This is a genomic window from Ruegeria sp. CDSB136 (assembly GCF_059610965.1).
Genome location: NZ_JBXWOP010000001.1, coordinates 277,157 through 293,335 on the forward strand (window position 1 = coordinate 277,157; position 16,179 = coordinate 293,335).

Sequence of the window (16,179 nt, forward strand, 5' to 3'; positions counted from 1 at the left end):
TCCGCAACTTGTAGGAATAGGTTCAACAGGTCAGTTCGCGGTCATCGGTAATCTGTTCACAAGACCGCCAGCAGATCGATAGCGCACATTTGGCAGCAGCCCATTTGGCAAGCCGTTTGCATGGTACGCCCAATGCGTCCGAATAGAGCCACAGGCAGTGGTTGATTTGCGAAGGCTCGCGTACAAGTTCCGGCATGCCTTTCGGATGTCGCAGAGCGTTTGCCAGTTCGAAAGTAGCATCCCCCAGATATCCCTTGGCATCTATAACCCGAGGACCGGGATCCGATAGTAGCACGTTGTCGGTATGCAGATCGCCGTGAAGCGGGTCGTGCGTGTGCTGACTGCTTAACAGATCTTGGGCCAGCCCCGTGTCCGCAAGCAACACGATGCGTGTCAGGTCCCAACTGTCAAAAACTCGCCCGACGCATCCTTCATTCGCATCTCACTTGTCTTGTGGTGGCTCTCGCCTCTTGCTATCACGCAGGCCTGATTGAGCAAGTTGGGACAAAACCATGCGCGCCGAAACCCAGAATATTGTGGCGGAAATAGAAAAGTCGCTGGAGCTGCTGGCGAAGCGCATGGATTACGAAACGGCGCCGCACCGGCTTGAGGAATTCAACGCACGCGTCGAAGACCCGAACCTGTGGGACAACCCGGAGAACGCTCAGAAGCTGATGCGCGAACGCCAGATGCTGGTCGATGCCATCGAAACCTACGAGTCGATCAAGACCGACCTGAGTGACAATGTCGAACTGATCGAACTGGGCGAGATGGAAGAGGACGAAGAAGTCGTTGCCGACGCCGAGGACGCTATCAGGAAACTGAAGGCCAAGGCCGCCAAGAAAGAGCTTGAGGCCCTGCTGGATGGCGAGGCAGACGGCAATGACACGTTCCTTGAGATCAACTCGGGCGCGGGGGGCACCGAAAGTTGTGACTGGGCCTCGATGCTGGCGCGGATGTATGTGCGCTGGGCCGAGAAAAAGGGCTATACGGTCGAATTGCAGTCCGAGACCGCGGGTGAAGAGGCGGGGATAAAGTCTGCCGCTTACAAGATATCTGGCCACAACGCCTATGGCTGGCTGAAATCGGAAAGCGGGGTGCACCGGCTTGTGCGCATCTCGCCCTATGACTCGGCGGCCAAGCGGCACACGTCGTTCAGCTCCGTCTGGGTCTATCCGGTGGTTGACGACAACATCGAGATCGAGGTGAACCCGTCGGACATCCGCATCGATACTTACCGCTCTTCGGGTGCCGGTGGTCAGCACGTGAACACCACGGACTCGGCGGTTCGGATTACGCACATCCCCACGGGCATCGTAGTGACCTCGTCCGAGAAGTCGCAGCATCAGAACCGTGACATCGCCATGAAGGCGCTGAAATCGCGCCTGTACCAGCAGGAACTGGACCGTCGCAACGCCGATATCAACGCGGCGCACGAAGCCAAGGGCGATGCCGGGTGGGGCAATCAGATCCGGTCTTACGTGTTGCAGCCTTATCAGATGGTCAAGGACTTGCGGACCAATCACGAAACCTCGGACACCAAAGGGGTTCTGGATGGTGATCTGGATGGGTTTATGGCAGCAACGCTGGCCCAGAACGTTGCCGGTAAAAGCCGGTCCGAAGCGCAGGGCGACAGCTGATCACAAGGGGGCTCTGCCCGTCGCGGTGGGCCGCGACTCCCCCGGGATACTTTTGGCCAGATGAAGCGGATCCTCCGGGGTGCCTGGGGGTCCCGAAAAGATACATGTAAACAGTGGGTTTAATTGGCAGGTTGCCCCGGCTAGGCTGGTGGCGACCACGTTGTATCTGAGCTGATGAACTCCCATGGATCTGAGCCAAACTTCCGCCGTTGCATTGCTGTCTGCGCTGTCCTCGGGGCAATTGACGGCTGCTGAGTTGATGCGCGAAACCTTGCATCGGATTGCCAGCGTTAATGGAGAGGTCAACGCCATCGTCGCCCTGCGCGATGAGGATGAGTTGATGTCCGAGGCTGAGGCGCTGGATGCCGGTCCCGGGCGCGGCCCGCTGCATGGACTGCCCATGGCGGTCAAGGATCTGGTCAATGTGGCCGGGATTGTGTCGTCGCATGGATCGCCAATTTACCGAAACAACGTGCCCGAGCGGGACGATCTGATCGCAGAAAGATTGCGGGCCGCCGGTGCCATTCTGATCGGCAAAACAAATACACCCGAGTTCGGGCTGGGATCGCATACGTTCAATCCGGTGTATGGCGCCACGCGCAACCCGTACGACCCCGCCCGAACCTGCGGCGGTTCGTCCGGTGGCGCGGCGGTGGCGCTGGCAACGGGTATGGTGGCCTTGGCGGATGGCTCGGACATGATGGGCAGCCTTCGCAACCCGGCGGCCTGGAACAATGTATACGGGTTCCGGCCAAGCTGGGGCCGGGTTCCGAGTGAACCGATCGGAGACGGTTTTCTGCATCAGCTTTCGACATTGGGCCCCATGGCCCGCAGCCCGCAAGATTTGGGTATTTTGCTGGACGTCATAGCAGGTCCGGATGCACGTCAGCCATTGTCTGTTGATGGTGGAGCTGTATCACCTTTGCAGCCGGTTGATCTCACCGGTTTGCGTGTTGGCTGGCTGGGTGACTGGGGCGGTGCCTTTCCGTTCGAAACCGGGATCGCCGATCTGTGCCGGTCCGCGCTGACCGTGTTTTCGGATTTGGGGGCCGAGGTCGAAGAAACAAAACCGCCTTTTGACGCAAGCCAGATCTGGGACAGCTGGATTACACTGCGATCCTGGAGCGTTGCGGCTGGGCTTTTGGAACTGTCCGAGCATCGGGACGTGCTGAAGGATACCGCACAATGGGAGCTGGATCGGGGACTGGCGCTAAGTGCGATGGACGTGCATCACGCCAGCGTTCTGCGATCCGAGTGGTATCGATGTGCCGCCCGTTTGTTTGAGACGTATGATGCGCTGGTGCTGCCAACGGCTCAAGTGTGGCCTTTTGCCGTCGAAACTGCGTATCCGACCGAAATAGACGGGCAGGCGATGGACACCTATCACCGCTGGATGCAGGTCGTCACACCGGTCAGCCTGATCGGGTTGCCCTGCCTGTCGGTTCCTGTGGGTTTTGGAGAGAACGGTCTGCCAATGGGAATGCAGATTTTCGGGCCGCGCGGCGCTGATGCAAAGCTTTTGTCCATCGGGGCAAGCTATCACGATGCAACCGGCTGGCCCCAAAAACGACCGGCCCTGCAATAGGGTCGCTGGGGAGGAGAGACAGACATGGAAAAACCCTTTGGCGTTCCGACAATGCAGCAGGCCGATACGGCGATGCTGCGGCAGGCTATTCGTCAGGCATGGGCCGATTATCGTCAGGCGCCGGTATTCGGGTTTCTGTTCGCGGGATTCTACGTGTTGGCCGGGTGGGCAATGGCATGGGTCACTTTGAAAACAGGAACCACCTACTGGCTTGTTCTTGCCGCGATCGGTTTCCCGCTGCTTGGGCCATTTGCGGCGGTTGGACTTTACGAAGTATCCCATCGGCTTGAGCAGGGAGAACCGCTGGATTTCGGGTCGATTTTTGGCGTGGTGCTGCAGCAGGGCCGCCGCCAGTTGCCCTCAATCTGTGCGATCATCGTGGTGATGTTCCTGTTCTGGTTCTTTCTGGGGCACATGATTTTCGCTTTGTTCATGGGGCTTTCCACCATGACGAATGTCTCTTCCTCGATTGAGGTGTTTTTGACTGCGAACGGATTGGCGATGCTGGCCATCGGCTCGATCGTTGGCGCAATATTCGCGACCGTGCTGTATATGATCACCGTACTTTCGATTCCGATGCTGCTGGATCGCGAACTGGATTTCGTAACCGCCATGATCGCCAGCTTCGGCTATGTCCGTGACAACTTCCCGGTCATGATTGGATGGGGAATGTTCATTGCGGTTCTGACCTTTGTGGCGATGTTGCCTTGGTTTCTTGGGTTGTTTCTTGTGTTGCCGTTACTGGGGCACGCCAGTTGGCATCTGTACCGGCTGATCACGCAGGAACAGAATGCTGTTTCCGAGTAAGGCAGGGGGGCTTGTTCCGAGTACAGGATCAGAGCCAGGCGCGCGCGCGGCCTTGCCGCGCCGAAGACAGCGGACCGATCCGATCCCAGATGCCGCAACATGATCCGCTGTGTCCCGCTGGGGTCCGTGGATGTGTCCGACAACCTGATTGCCACGCCCCGCAGTTGACCGGCCTGATCTCCGTAATGATGAGAGATCAGGAACATCCGGCTGTTTTGCGCGTCTCGCTGTGACATCAGGATATAGATCTGACGACCAGCGCAGGCGGCAATGCCCTGAACCTCACGCTCTTTGGGCGGGGCCTCGGGCATGGTGGGACGAGGCTCGTAGCTGCGCACAAGCGTACATTGCGGCAGTCTGCGGGCGTAGAACAACCGATGCCGCAGCGCGGTGTGGCTGTCCAGCGCCGTTTCCGTCGCATAGTAGAATCCGGCAGGAAACAGGGTCTCGGGCAAGGTATTCGGGCCAGAACCCAGGAACTCGGTCAGGGCCGAGGCAGCCGGGTGGCGGAAAGGCTGGGCGATCTCGTCCAGTGGTTTCAGCAGGATACGGGCGTCGACTTTGAAAAAGCGGCAAATGCGGTCCAGTACGTCGGGCCTGGGAAAGCTCTCGCCGCCAAGATATCTGTTGTACTGCGTCCGGTTGATACCAAGCTGGCGGCAAAGCTCTGAGACTGAAGGGTACTGGTGAGACAGCAATCTCAGATTTGCGCCGAACATTCTGCGCAATTCAGCAGGGCTGCGGAAGTCATTCGTCATTCTCGTCCCGGAACTCACATATTCTTTTTGGAAACAAGGACACGTGCGGCTCATATGGCGCGCTGCCTCTGAAATCGTGACTAAACACCTGACGGACGTGTGGTCACGTCTCGTTGCGTGTAGAGGCTAACGCCCAAAGGAATAAACGCAATAGGCTAAATCGCCAATTGAGTGGTCTTATTCTTGATTTCCGAGGCGTATGACAATTGCACCGCACCCGCACCGACGTGGGCGTCTCAGTCAATCCAGTGCTAACCAAGGCCGGCTGGCCCGCCCCGGAGGCAATGATCTTGAGTCCGGAGCGGAGTTTTCAGGTCAGTCGCCGCGCAGCAGGGCGGCAACGCCAGTACGGGCGATCTCCAAAAGGCCCAGAGGACGCATCAGATCGGCGAAGGCGTCGATCTTGTCCGGGGCGCCGGTGATCTCGAATATGAAGGAATTCAGCGTGCTGTCGACCACGTTGGCACGGAAGATGTCCGCCAGACGCAGCGCTTCGACCCGCTTGTCGCCTTCGCCCACAACCTTGATGATCGCCAGTTCACGCTCGACCGAGGGACCTTCGACGGTCAGGTCATGCACGTCATGGACGGTAACGATCCGACCCAGCTGCGCCTTGATCTGCTCGATCACCTGCGGCGTGCCGGTGGTGACGATGGTGATACGGCTGAGATGGCCGGTATGATCCACCTCGGCCACTGTCAGGCTTTCGATGTTGTAACCGCGGCCCGAGAACAGTCCGATCACGCGGGCCAGAACACCCGGTTCGTTCTCGACCAAAACGGCGATCGTATGCTGTTCCTGCACGTCCGAGAAAGTCGGGCGTAGGTTATAGGCCGAATGGCGGTTCGCGCCTTTTTTGATATGTAGGGCAGACATTTATGTCCCTTTCGTCATCACATAGTGCCGGGCACAAGAGGCGCCCGACAAAATTTGTCGATTTTTGTCAGACCAGAACCGAGCCTTTGGAGTCGATGACGCCCTGCGTTTCGGCCTCGCCCAGCAGCATCTCATTGTGCGCCTTGCCCGACGGGATCATGGGGAAGCAGTTCTCGTGCTTTTCAACCAGACAGTCGAAGATCACCGGGCCGTCATAGTTGATCATCTCCATGATCGCATCATCCAGATCGGCCGGGTCAGTGCACAGGATACCCTTGGCTCCGAACGCCTCGGCGAGCTTGACGAAATCGGGCAGCGCTTCGGACCACGAATGGGAATAGCGTTCGCCATGCAGCAATTCCTGCCACTGACGTACCATGCCAAGACGTTCGTTGTTCAGGATGAACTGTTTCACCGGCAGACGATACTGCGCTGCGGTGCCCATTTCCTGCATGTTCATCAACCAGGATGCCTCTCCGGCAACGTTGATGACCAGCGCGTCGGGATGCGCCATCTGTACGCCGATGGAGGCGGGGAAGCCGTAGCCCATCGTGCCCAGGCCACCTGAGGTCATCCAGCGGTTGGGGTCTTCGAACCCAAGATACTGCGCGGCCCACATCTGATGCTGGCCCACTTCGGTTGTGATGTAACGGTCGTGGTCCTTCGTCATTTCTTCCAGCCGTTGCAGCGCGTATTGCGGCTTGATGGTCTTTTCGCTGTTGGTATAGGCGAGGCAGTTGACCTTGCGCCACTCATCGACCTGAGCCTGCCATTTCTTGACGGCAGCGGCATTGGTTTTGCGCCCGCGGGCTTTCCAGACTTTCAGAATGTCCTCAAGAACATGGGCGACGTCGCCAACAATCGGGATGTCCACACGGATCACCTTGTTGATCGACGAAGGATCAATGTCGATATGGGCTTTTTTCGACTTGGGCGAGAACGCATCGATCCGACCGGTAATCCGGTCGTCGAACCGCGCGCCGATATTGATCATCAGATCGCAATCGTGCATCGCCAGATTGGCTTCATAAAGACCATGCATGCCCAGCATACCCAGCCAGTTCTTACCCGACGCCGGATAGGCACCCAAACCCATCAGGGTCGAGGTGATCGGAAAGCCCGTCGCATCCACCAGTTCGCGCAGCAATTGGCTGGCGGCAGGGCCCGAGTTAATCACGCCGCCGCCGGTATAGAACACGGGCTTTTTCGCGGTTTCCATTGCCGCGACAAGTTCGGTGATCTCTTCCAGATCACCTTTCAGCACCGGTTGGTAATGCGAAGTCGAGGGCTTGGGCGGGCTGTATTCGCCCGAGGCGAACTGCACATCCTTCGGGATGTCGATCAGCACCGGACCGGGGCGGCCCGATTTGGCGACATGAAAGGCCTCGTGCATGGTCGCGGCCAGAGAATCCGTGTCCTTGACCAGCCAGTTGTGCTTGGTGCATGGGCGGGTAATGCCAACGGTGTCGGCCTCCTGAAAGGCGTCCGAGCCGATCATGAATGTGGGAACCTGACCGGTCAGAACGACGATCGGGATCGAGTCCAGCAATGCATCCGTCAGACCCGTTACCGCGTTTGTGGCACCGGGGCCGGACGTCACCAGCGCAACGCCGGGCTTCCCGGTCGAGCGGGCATAGCCTTCGGCTGCATGAACCGCGCCCTGTTCGTGACGTACCAGGATGTGGCGAATGTCGTTTTGCAGAAAGATCTCATCATAGATCGGTAGCACGGCGCCGCCGGGGTATCCGAATACTGTGTCCACGCCCTGATCCTTGAGGGCCTGAACCACCATCTTTGCGCCGGTCATCTCACGTGTCATCTGCTTTGCTCCGTTCGCGACATGTGTCTTGCGTTTGACAAAAAAAAGCCCCCGAGATTTTCGGAGGCGCATGGGTTCGATTATGGTTTACCGTTACCGGCCCATGCGCGTGGTTCCTACGATTACGACTAGCGTTTTCATCGCCAGAGGCTCCTTCTTTGCGTGGGGGGACATTATGAGCGGGGGGAAGGGGCGTCAACAGGCAATTGTGCCAATTTTCTATCTCAGGGCAGGGTTTTTGCGACATTTTGTTGCGCAGATTGCCGCATGCCCGGAATTTCCGTGAAATTGGGCCGGTTGGGGTCAATCCTTGCCATGTCAGCAGTGGTCTAATTGCGTCAGCCCCATGTCTGAAATTGACATGAGAGGTGCAATTGACTGGGTCACGCTGAACCTGGGTCAACAGTTTCAGGAGGCGAACCATGCTACAGGATTTGGTGGATCTGGGACGGTATCCGATCGACCGGCCGGACTCGCGCGCCTATGATCAGATGATCGCCGATCTGCGGCGGGATCTGGACAGGGACGGATGCGCGGTTTTGCCCGGGTTTGTGCATCAGGCGGGGCTGGACCTGCTGGTGCGCGAAGCCGATGCGGTCGCCCCCCAGGCACATCGCTCGTTCAACCGGACAAACGCCTATTTCACCAAGGACGATCCCCGGTTCGGGATCGGCCATCCGATACGACGTTTCTATGACCGATCAAACGCGTTTGTTCCGGCGGACAATTTCCCGGATTCCGGCCCCTTGCGCCGGATTTACGAATATGAAGGCTTCATGCCGTTCGTGCGGGATGCGCTTGACGAGTCCGAGGACCGGTTTTTCCGTTATGACGATCCCCTGGCGGACGTGATTATCAACGTGGTCGAGGAGGGGCAGGGCTTTCCGTGGCACTTCGATACCAACAATTTCACCGTTACGCTTGCCATCCAGAACGGTGAAACCGGCGGCACATTTGAATATGTGCCCAATTTGCGCACGGCAGAAGACGAGAATTTCAGCCAGGTGGCCTCGATACTGGATGGCAACCGGGCGCAGGTACGTGAACTGGAACTTCAGCCGGGGGATCTGCAGATATTCAAGGGGCGGTATGCGCTGCATCGGGTTGCTCCGGTCAAGGGACCGCGCAACCGCTACGTCGGGATATTCTCGTTTGTCGAGACGGCAGGGATGTGCGGCGGTGTCGAGCGGACCCGGCAACTTTACGGTCGCGTATTGCCACATCACTATGAACGAGAAGGGAACCGGCGAGATCAGTTGCTGGATTGACCCCATATCGGGATGTGAGAACCCGTGATCAATCGGCCGAAGGGAGCCTCATGCCACGAATTTTGCAACTGACACCGTTTGTTCTGTGTTCCTCATTAGATGCCCAGATCCGCTTCTACACCGAACGGCTTGGGTTTACCTGCAATTTCAGGTAGGACAATTATGCCTTCCTGAGGCACGGAGCCGTCGCGATCCGTCTTTTGCAATGCCCGCCACGCGATGATGGCCGCCCTTTGTGCGATGATCAGTCCTTTTACATCGATGTCGAGGGCATCGACGATCTGTTCGAAAGCCTGCGTGCGGGATTGGCTGACCTGCCAGCGGGCCGCGTGCGCCCACCGTTTGACCAGCCCTATGAGCAGCGCGAATTCCACGGGATAGATGAAGACGGGACACTGGTTTTCTTTGGTGAGGACATCAGAGAGAGACCGCAGGGATAAACCCTCCCGCCGATCGTCAATACGCCTTTGGCGTATCCGCTCTGGTTGGGCCGGGCAGCGCTGCGCTGCAAGCGCGTATCAAAACCCGGGGCTTGTCCCCTGCAACATGCCATGTTCCAGCGCATAACGGGTCAGGCCGGCAGTTGATGAGATGCCGAGTTTGCGCTTGATGTTCTTGCGGTGCGTTTCGACGGTGCGCACGGAAATATCCAGCGCATGCGCGACGTCCTTGTTCGATTTACCTTGCGCAAGTTCCAGCAGGATCGTCTGTTCCCGCCCGGTCAGCGCTTCGCGTGCGTTGTCGCCTTTTGGTTTCAGCGACCCGCTGGCCCCGGTGCACAGATATTGTTCGCCCTTCATCACCGCGTCGATGGCATGTTTTATCTCATCGGTCGGGACGTCTTTTAGGATGTATCCTTTCGCGCCATGACTCAGGGCGGTCGAAATGTACTCGGGGCTGTCATGCATGGACAGGATCAGGATACGAATGTCGGGCAGGCGTTCCAGAATGATTTCAGTGGCGCTGAGCCCGCCCATGCCCGGCATGTTGAGATCCATCAGAACAACGTCCGGGTTCAACCGCGCAGCCTGATCCACTGCGTCCTGCCCGCTGCCGAGGGTTCCGACGACTTCGATCCCGTCATAGCTTTCGAGGATGGACTGGATGCCTTCGGCGACCATGGGATGGTCATCAACGATAAGGACTCGGATTGTTTGCTCGGTCATGTCCCGGCCTTTCGGTTCGGTGTCGCGTCGTCCTGAGGGGACAAGAGGTGGCTGAGGGGCAGGTCGACGTCTATTACGGTTCCGCTTTGCGCGCCGCGTGATGACAGAATGCGCAGCGATCCGTCAAGCTGTTCGATACGCTCCTGCATATTACGCAATCCAATCCCGGCACTGGACTGGTCCGGCCCGGTGCGAAGGCCGCAGCCATTGTCGGTGATGCGCATGGTCGCACCCTTCTTGTGCCCGCGCAGGTCGATTGTAACACGGGTCGCCCCGGAGTGACGTTCGATGTTGGTCAGTGCCTCCTGTGCGATACGGTAGAGCGCGATCTTGCTGTCCTGATCCAGTCGATTTCGGAAAACGACTGTGGTGAATTCGGTTTCAATCCCGGTGCGCTCGGCAAAATCGTCGGTCAGCGCCTTGAGGGCAGGGCCAAGGCCCAGATCGTCCAGTACTCCGGGACGCAGGTCCCGGCTGATGCGGCGGACTTCGGTGATGGCAGAGCCCAGGTTGTCGATCCCCTTGTCGAGCGGATCCCGGGCACCGTCATCATCACCGCGAAGCAGACGTCGGCGCGCATTGTCCAGCGCGTATCGAACACCGACCAGAATCTGGCTGATCCCGTCATGCAACTCGCGCGCCACGCGGCCCCGTTCTTCCTCTTGCGCGTCAAACACGCGTTGGGTCAGCTCTTTCAGCTTGGCGTCCGCCAGCCGCCGCTCGCGGAAATTTAGCAACATGCCCGATGCGAACACGATCAGTACCGCCGCCAGAACAATACCGCCGATATACATGAATGTTCGTCGCACCCGCGCTTCGACCTCGGCCCTTGCGTTGGCGACCGTGGCGACGATGTCATCGATAAAAACGCCGGTGCCGACGACCCAGCGCCAGTCCTGCAATCCGACCACATAGGCTATCATCTGCGCCTCTTCCCCGGTCGAGGGCTTTTGCCACATGAAACTGTGCCAGCCTGCGCCCTGGCGGGCCATGCGGATGAATTCATCCACGACAGGGGTGCCGTCACTGTCGGTCAGGCCGACCCAGTTGCGGTTGATGAACTCGGTCTGGCGCGGACTGACCAGGTTGTTGCCGTCATAGTCATAAACAAAGAAGAACCCGTCCTTGCCATAGATCATGGCTGCCAGGATTTGCGTCACAAGACTTTTGGCCGTGTCATCATCAGGCTCGGCGCGACCATAGATGTAGGCAAATCCGTTGCGGGCCTGTGTGACGTAGTTGCGCAGTTCTTCCTTTTTGGCCTCGATCAGGCGCCGCTCAAGCGCCTGTATCTCGCTTTCGGCAGTTGCGCGCGATTCATAAGCAACGACCAAAGCAATCGCGGCCACTGCCAAAACCAAAGGTATTGCCGCAACAAGCGACAGCTTTTGCGCATAGGTGAGTGAGACCAGATGTCGAAGCCCTGCCATGTTCGAATCGATACGCAAGCCCGGCCGGAAAAGCAAAAGGATTGCGGGGACGGAAAAACAGATTTGGCGGAAATTCAGCGGAACGGGCCTGATAAGCACGGTATTTGCGTCTGGCAAGATGAAAAAAACTGATCGTCTACGTAGTACTTGGTATTCACATTCCCGCGACGACATTTAGGCTGACGCGCACCGAAAACGACTGACCCGGCTGTCGCCGGGTTTTTGAATATGTAGGGGAGGAACACTCATATGGATCGTCGTTCATTTCTGAAAACATCTGCACTGGGCGGCTCGGCAGCTGCAGCCACCACGCTGGCGGCACCGGCTTACGCGCAGGGCAAGCGCACGCTGACCATGGTGACTTCGTGGGGTCGTGGTCTTGCTGGTGTTTTCGACAGCGCCCAGCGTTGCGCCGACAGCATCACGGCCATGTCGGATGGCAATCTGACCGTTGACATCAAAGCTGCAGGCGAACTGGTTGGCGCGTTCGAGGTGTTTGACGCGGTATCGTCAGGTCAGGCTGACATGTACCACGCCGCTGACTACTATTTCGTTGGTCAGCACCCGGGCTATGCCTTCTTTACCGCTGTTCCGTTCGGCATGACCGCGCAGGAAATGGTGAACTGGTACTACCAGGATGGCGGCATGGAACTGCATGACGAACTGGGTCAGATCTTTGGTCTGAAGTCGTTCCTGGCCGGTAACACCGGTGCACAGGCGGGCGGCTGGTTCTCGAAAGAGATCAACAGCCCCGAAGATTTCAACGGTCTGAAGTTCCGCATGCCGGGTCTGGGCGGTAAAGCACTGGGTAAACTGGGCGCTTCGGTTCAGAACATTCCGGGTTCGGAAGTGTATCAGGCGCTGTCCTCGGGCGCGATTGACGGAACCGAGTGGATCGGTCCGTGGGCCGACGAAAAGGCCGGTTTCCAGGAAATCACCAAGGTTTACTACACCGCCGGCTTCCATGAACCGAATGCGGGCCTGTCGCTGGCAACCAACCGCGACGTGTTCGAAAGCCTGACACCCGCCCAGCAGAAGATCATCGAGATCGCTGCAGGCGAATGTCACCAGTGGAACCTGTCGCAGTTCCTGGCCAACAACGGTGCAGCACTGCAGCGTCTGCAGTCGGGTGGCGTCAAGGTCATGGAATTCCCTGACAGCGTCTGGGATGCATTTGGCCAAGCCAGCCAGGAAGTGCTGGACGAGAACATGGGCGACGAGCTGTTCAAGAAGATCCACGACAGCGCGGTTGCTTCGTCGACCGCGTCTTCGGCATGGCTCAACCTGTCGTCGGGCGTCTACACCTCGCAGCGCGACCGCGTCCGCGGCTAACATCCGGCTCACACTCACATGGTTCCCCCGCACACGCGGGGGAACCTTTCCTGTTGCACATGCACGGTGATTTCAAACCGGCTATAATAACAAGTGCAACTGACGCGACCTGGGGACAACATGCAGGACGAAAACGGTATCTCGTTCTTCGGCGCCCTGTGGAATGGACTGGTGTGGTTCATTCAGAACATTGCCGAAGCCTTCTATAATTTCGGATACGCCATCACGCATCCGCAGCTCTGGCTGAACTGGTCGGACAAAGAGGCGATCATGCGCTTTGTCTACTACGGCGGGTCGGTCGAGTTCTTCTTTGTGGTTTTCACCATCTTTCTAGTTCTGACGGCCGTTGGGCTGTATTTCAGGAACTTTATGTGGGGGATGGTGCGCGGTCTCGAAGGGTTCGCCAACACCACTGGCCGGTTCTTTGCCTGGGCCGGTCTGCTGATGGTCATCCAGCAGATCGTCATCGTTTTCATGCAGCGCGTGTTCGCGCGTCCCGACATGGCATTTGGTTTCGGTATTCCGATCCAGATGGACATCAGTTGGTATGCTGAAGAGCTTAAACTTTACAACGCCATGGTCGTATGCCTGTGCTGCACCTACACATTTGTGCAGGGCGGTCATGTGCGCGTTGACCTGATTTATGCCGGGATCAGTTACCGGGCCAAGCGTGTAGTCGACATGTTGGGGTCGGTCCTGTTCATGATGCCAGTGGCGGTACTGACCTGGATGTACGGCTGGTATTTCATGTGGCGGCACCTGATCGTGCCGAAACCGTCGGCCAGTGACACGCTGGACAGGCTGGTCATGAAATCCCGCGCGATGCGCTGGAACGTCGAAACCATCGGTTTCAGCCCCAATGGTTTCAACGGCTACTTCCTGTTCAAAATTCTGCTGATTGCCTTTGCTGCAATGGTGTTTCTGCACGCGATTGCATTCCTGTACCGATCTTACCTGGAATTTGTGGAAGGGCCGGAAAGCGAAGGAAAATACCTCGACAAGGACAGCCTTGGTGAGGGTGAAGAAGCCTACGAAGGCGCACATTAAGGACGGAGACCAAGACAATGCTATTCGGACTTGATGGCGTCGAGATAGGCCTCATTATCGTATTCTTCTGCCTTTTCGGAGGCATTCTGAGCGGCTTTCCGGTGGCCTTCGCCATTGGTGGGGCCGGGGTGATCTCGTTCGGGATCATCGCGGCTCTGGACAGCGCCGGTTTGCTGGTCCATCAGGCAATCGACACCGGGTCACAAGCCTATCGGGACGTCGTGAATTCGGGTGTCAAACCAGATGTGATCTCGGTGTTTCGATATCCGGACTTGCCGAGAATCGCAGAACCGGTCTTTACCGCAGGGTGGGAAACAGCGCTGGACCGGAACGTATCCTTCATCGTGAACCGGATGAACGAGCGTGTTCTGGCGGGGCAGTCGATTGAAACCCTTCTGGCCGTTTTGATGTTCGTGCTGATGGGCATCACCCTGGAACGCTCGAAAATCGCGAACGACCTGCTGACCACAATGGCTCGTGTCTTCGGCCCGCTGCCCGGTGGTCTGGCCGTTTCGATCGTGGTTGTGGGCGCGTTTCTGGCTGCCTCGACCGGTATCGTGGGCGCGACCGTAGTGACCATGGGTCTGCTGGCGTTGCCCACTATGCTGCGCAACAACTACTCGCCGGAACTTGCGACAGGTGTGATCGCTGCCTCGGGAACGCTGGGGCAGATCATTCCGCCCTCCATCGTGATCGTTCTGCTGGGAACGCTGGCGGGTGATCTGTATTCCACCGCACAGGAAACCCGGGCGGTTGAGGCCGGGTGTACCGACGCGCTGACCTACCTGGGTGAGCCTGCTGTGGTTTCGGTGGGTACGCTGTTTCAGGCGGCATTGCTGCCGGGTATCATGCTCGCGTTGCTCTACGCGCTTTATGCCTTTGGCTACGCTCTGCTCAACCCGGAAAAGGCGCCCGCGGTCGAGATGTCCGGCGGTGGCGGTGAACCAATCACGCGCGCCGAGGGTCTGACATGGCTGTTGGGTGCTCCGGTGGCATTGATCGCCGGTGCTTTCCTGCTGAGCAGTGTTGGCGTTATCGGAAGCCAGAATATCACTGTCTCCGGGTTTTCGGATATCGGGCAGGGCGCTTCGCTGCGGACCAGCGTGTCGGCCGAATGTCAGGCGTCGATGATCGATTTGCATGGCCAGGAAGCATGGGATCAGGCTGTCGCCGAGCAAGAGGCGATTGACGCTGCCGGTGGCGTGTCCGAGGCGCAGCGGCTGAGCGAAGAAGAGCTGGCCGCCGCGCAGGAAGCCAAGATCGCTGCCGCAGCGCCAATCGGAACCGGCGTTGCGATTGTCGTGGTACTGTTGGGCCTGACGCTGGTGCTGGGCCGCGGCATCGCGCCGTCCCGTCCCGTGCAGCCCTTGATCGTGGGTGGGATTGGCTTGTTGCTGATGCTGCTGGTCGATGTGCTGCTGGTTGCGCCAACGACCACGTCAGGGGCCACGTTCGTGCTGTTGGCATTGCCTTTTGCGCTGGCCATCTATGGCTGCAAGGAGGCCGCCGCGCGCTGTGCGACCAATGATCTGATCCGCGTGGTGTTCCCGCCGCTGGTTCTGATCATCGCCGTTCTCGGCTCGATCCTTGGTGGTGTGACCAACCCGACACCGGCAGCCGCGCTGGGCGCCGGTGGTGCGATCATGCTGGCTGCATACCGCAAGCTGAAGGATCAGGAACGGTCGGGCAATATCATCATCTGGTCGACCTTTGCCGTGATCATCTGCTTGCTGCTTGGGGTGAATTTCGACCTTAGGATCAATCAGGGCGGTGTCACCGCTGAGACCTGGGTCGCCTTCTTCCTGGCCTACGGTACCTATCTTTTCGCCTTGTTCGGGTTGCTGTTCGGATGCTGGGTGTTGTTCTCCAGCGGTGTTCTGACACCTGTGGTGCGGGAAACCGCAAAAGTGACCTCGATGGTGTTCACGATCCTGATCGGCTCGCAATTGCTGAACCTGGTGGTGATCTCGTTCGGGGGCGAGCACTATATCCAGCAATTCCTCAAGAGTTTCGACAACGAGTTCACAGTCTTCCTGATCGTGATGCTGGTGCTGTTCATCCTTGGGTTCGTGCTGGATTTCCTGGAAATCATCTACATCGTGATCCCGATCGTGGGACCTGTGATCTATGGCGGGTCGTTCGATCCGAAATGGGTGACGATCATGGTGGCGGTGAACCTGCAGACCTCGTTCCTGACACCGCCATTTGGGTTTGCGCTGTTCTACCTGAGGGGCGTCGCGCCCAAAGAGGTGACAACAGGTCATATCTATCGTGGGATCGTTCCGTTTGTCCTGATTCAGGTCGTGGGCATCGGAATCCTGTGGTTCTTCCCATCGATTGTAACCATTGTGCCGGATCTGATCCCGAACTGATCAAAGACTGACAAAATGAAAAGGGGGCCTTCGGGCCCCCTTTGCTTTGAACTTGGTAGGAAGGGGCCAGCCCCTTCCT

General features: G+C 58.2%; 13 protein-coding genes and 1 pseudogene. 7 read left to right on the forward strand and 7 right to left on the reverse strand.

Going from position 1 to position 16,179, the window contains the following annotated elements; genetic code table 11:
• Window positions 1–22: 22 nt before the first annotated feature.
• Complete coding sequence (locus AC2FIR_RS01410) at window positions 23–385, reverse strand: aminoglycoside phosphotransferase family protein (protein ID WP_496743769.1); 363 nt, start codon at window positions 383–385, stop codon at window positions 23–25.
• A gap of 127 nt (window positions 386–512) precedes the next feature.
• On the opposite strand from AC2FIR_RS01410, the gene prfB reads away from it, so the two are divergent.
• From prfB to AC2FIR_RS01425, 3 genes are all read left to right on the forward strand, one after another.
• The gene (gene prfB / locus AC2FIR_RS01415; RefSeq protein ID WP_170677545.1) at window positions 513–1,640 is read left to right on the forward strand and encodes a peptide chain release factor 2; all 1,128 of its coding nucleotides are present in this window, start codon (window positions 513–515) and stop codon (window positions 1,638–1,640) included.
• A gap of 184 nt (window positions 1,641–1,824) precedes the next feature.
• On the forward strand, window positions 1,825–3,225 hold the full coding sequence (locus tag AC2FIR_RS01420; protein ID WP_496743771.1) for an amidase: 1,401 nt from the start codon (window positions 1,825–1,827) through the stop codon (window positions 3,223–3,225).
• 24 nt (window positions 3,226–3,249) lie between these two features.
• Complete coding sequence (locus AC2FIR_RS01425) at window positions 3,250–4,032, forward strand: DUF2189 domain-containing protein (RefSeq protein WP_496743773.1); 783 nt, start codon at window positions 3,250–3,252, stop codon at window positions 4,030–4,032.
• A gap of 614 nt (window positions 4,033–4,646) precedes the next feature.
• Here the strand turns inward: AC2FIR_RS01425 and AC2FIR_RS01430 are convergent.
• The 3 genes and pseudogenes from AC2FIR_RS01430 to AC2FIR_RS01440 all read right to left on the reverse strand — a co-directional run.
• Window positions 4,647–4,844: pseudogene (locus AC2FIR_RS01430) on the reverse strand (hypothetical protein); the annotation flags it as partial.
• A gap of 261 nt (window positions 4,845–5,105) precedes the next feature.
• Complete coding sequence (gene ilvN, locus AC2FIR_RS01435; RefSeq protein ID WP_170610415.1) at window positions 5,106–5,666, reverse strand: acetolactate synthase small subunit; 561 nt, start codon at window positions 5,664–5,666, stop codon at window positions 5,106–5,108.
• 67 nt (window positions 5,667–5,733) lie between these two features.
• Window positions 5,734–7,485 (reverse strand): acetolactate synthase 3 large subunit, encoded by a 1,752-nt coding sequence (locus AC2FIR_RS01440; protein WP_496743775.1) that lies wholly within the window; start codon window positions 7,483–7,485, stop codon window positions 5,734–5,736.
• A gap of 422 nt (window positions 7,486–7,907) precedes the next feature.
• On the opposite strand from AC2FIR_RS01440, the gene AC2FIR_RS01445 reads away from it, so the two are divergent.
• Complete coding sequence (locus AC2FIR_RS01445; protein ID WP_170610419.1) at window positions 7,908–8,753, forward strand: HalD/BesD family halogenase; 846 nt, start codon at window positions 7,908–7,910, stop codon at window positions 8,751–8,753.
• Between the two features lie 95 nt (window positions 8,754–8,848).
• Here the strand turns inward: AC2FIR_RS01445 and AC2FIR_RS01450 are convergent, their stop codons facing one another.
• From AC2FIR_RS01450 to AC2FIR_RS01460, 3 genes are all read right to left on the reverse strand, one after another.
• The gene (locus tag AC2FIR_RS01450; RefSeq protein WP_496743777.1) at window positions 8,849–9,127 is read right to left on the reverse strand and encodes a hypothetical protein; all 279 of its coding nucleotides are present in this window, start codon (window positions 9,125–9,127) and stop codon (window positions 8,849–8,851) included.
• Between the two features lie 144 nt (window positions 9,128–9,271).
• A complete protein-coding gene (locus AC2FIR_RS01455; RefSeq protein WP_170610423.1) occupies window positions 9,272–9,919 on the reverse strand; it encodes a response regulator transcription factor in 648 nt (215 codons plus the stop codon).
• On the reverse strand, window positions 9,916–11,349 hold the full coding sequence (locus AC2FIR_RS01460; protein WP_170805522.1) for a cache domain-containing protein: 1,434 nt from the start codon (window positions 11,347–11,349) through the stop codon (window positions 9,916–9,918). Before AC2FIR_RS01460 ends, AC2FIR_RS01455 begins: the two co-directional genes overlap by 4 nt.
• 249 nt (window positions 11,350–11,598) lie before the next feature.
• On the opposite strand from AC2FIR_RS01460, the gene AC2FIR_RS01465 reads away from it, so the two are divergent.
• From AC2FIR_RS01465 to AC2FIR_RS01475, 3 genes are all read left to right on the forward strand, one after another.
• Window positions 11,599–12,681, forward strand: a complete 1,083-nt coding sequence (locus tag AC2FIR_RS01465) for a TRAP transporter substrate-binding protein (protein WP_170805523.1) — start codon at window positions 11,599–11,601, stop codon at window positions 12,679–12,681.
• 120 nt (window positions 12,682–12,801) lie between these two features.
• Complete coding sequence (locus tag AC2FIR_RS01470) at window positions 12,802–13,728, forward strand: TRAP transporter small permease subunit (RefSeq protein ID WP_480911000.1); 927 nt, start codon at window positions 12,802–12,804, stop codon at window positions 13,726–13,728.
• A gap of 17 nt (window positions 13,729–13,745) precedes the next feature.
• Window positions 13,746–16,100, forward strand: coding sequence for a TRAP transporter large permease subunit (locus AC2FIR_RS01475; RefSeq protein ID WP_170677533.1), 2,355 nt, complete (start codon window positions 13,746–13,748; stop codon window positions 16,098–16,100).
• The last annotated feature ends 79 nt before the right edge of the window (window positions 16,101–16,179 follow it).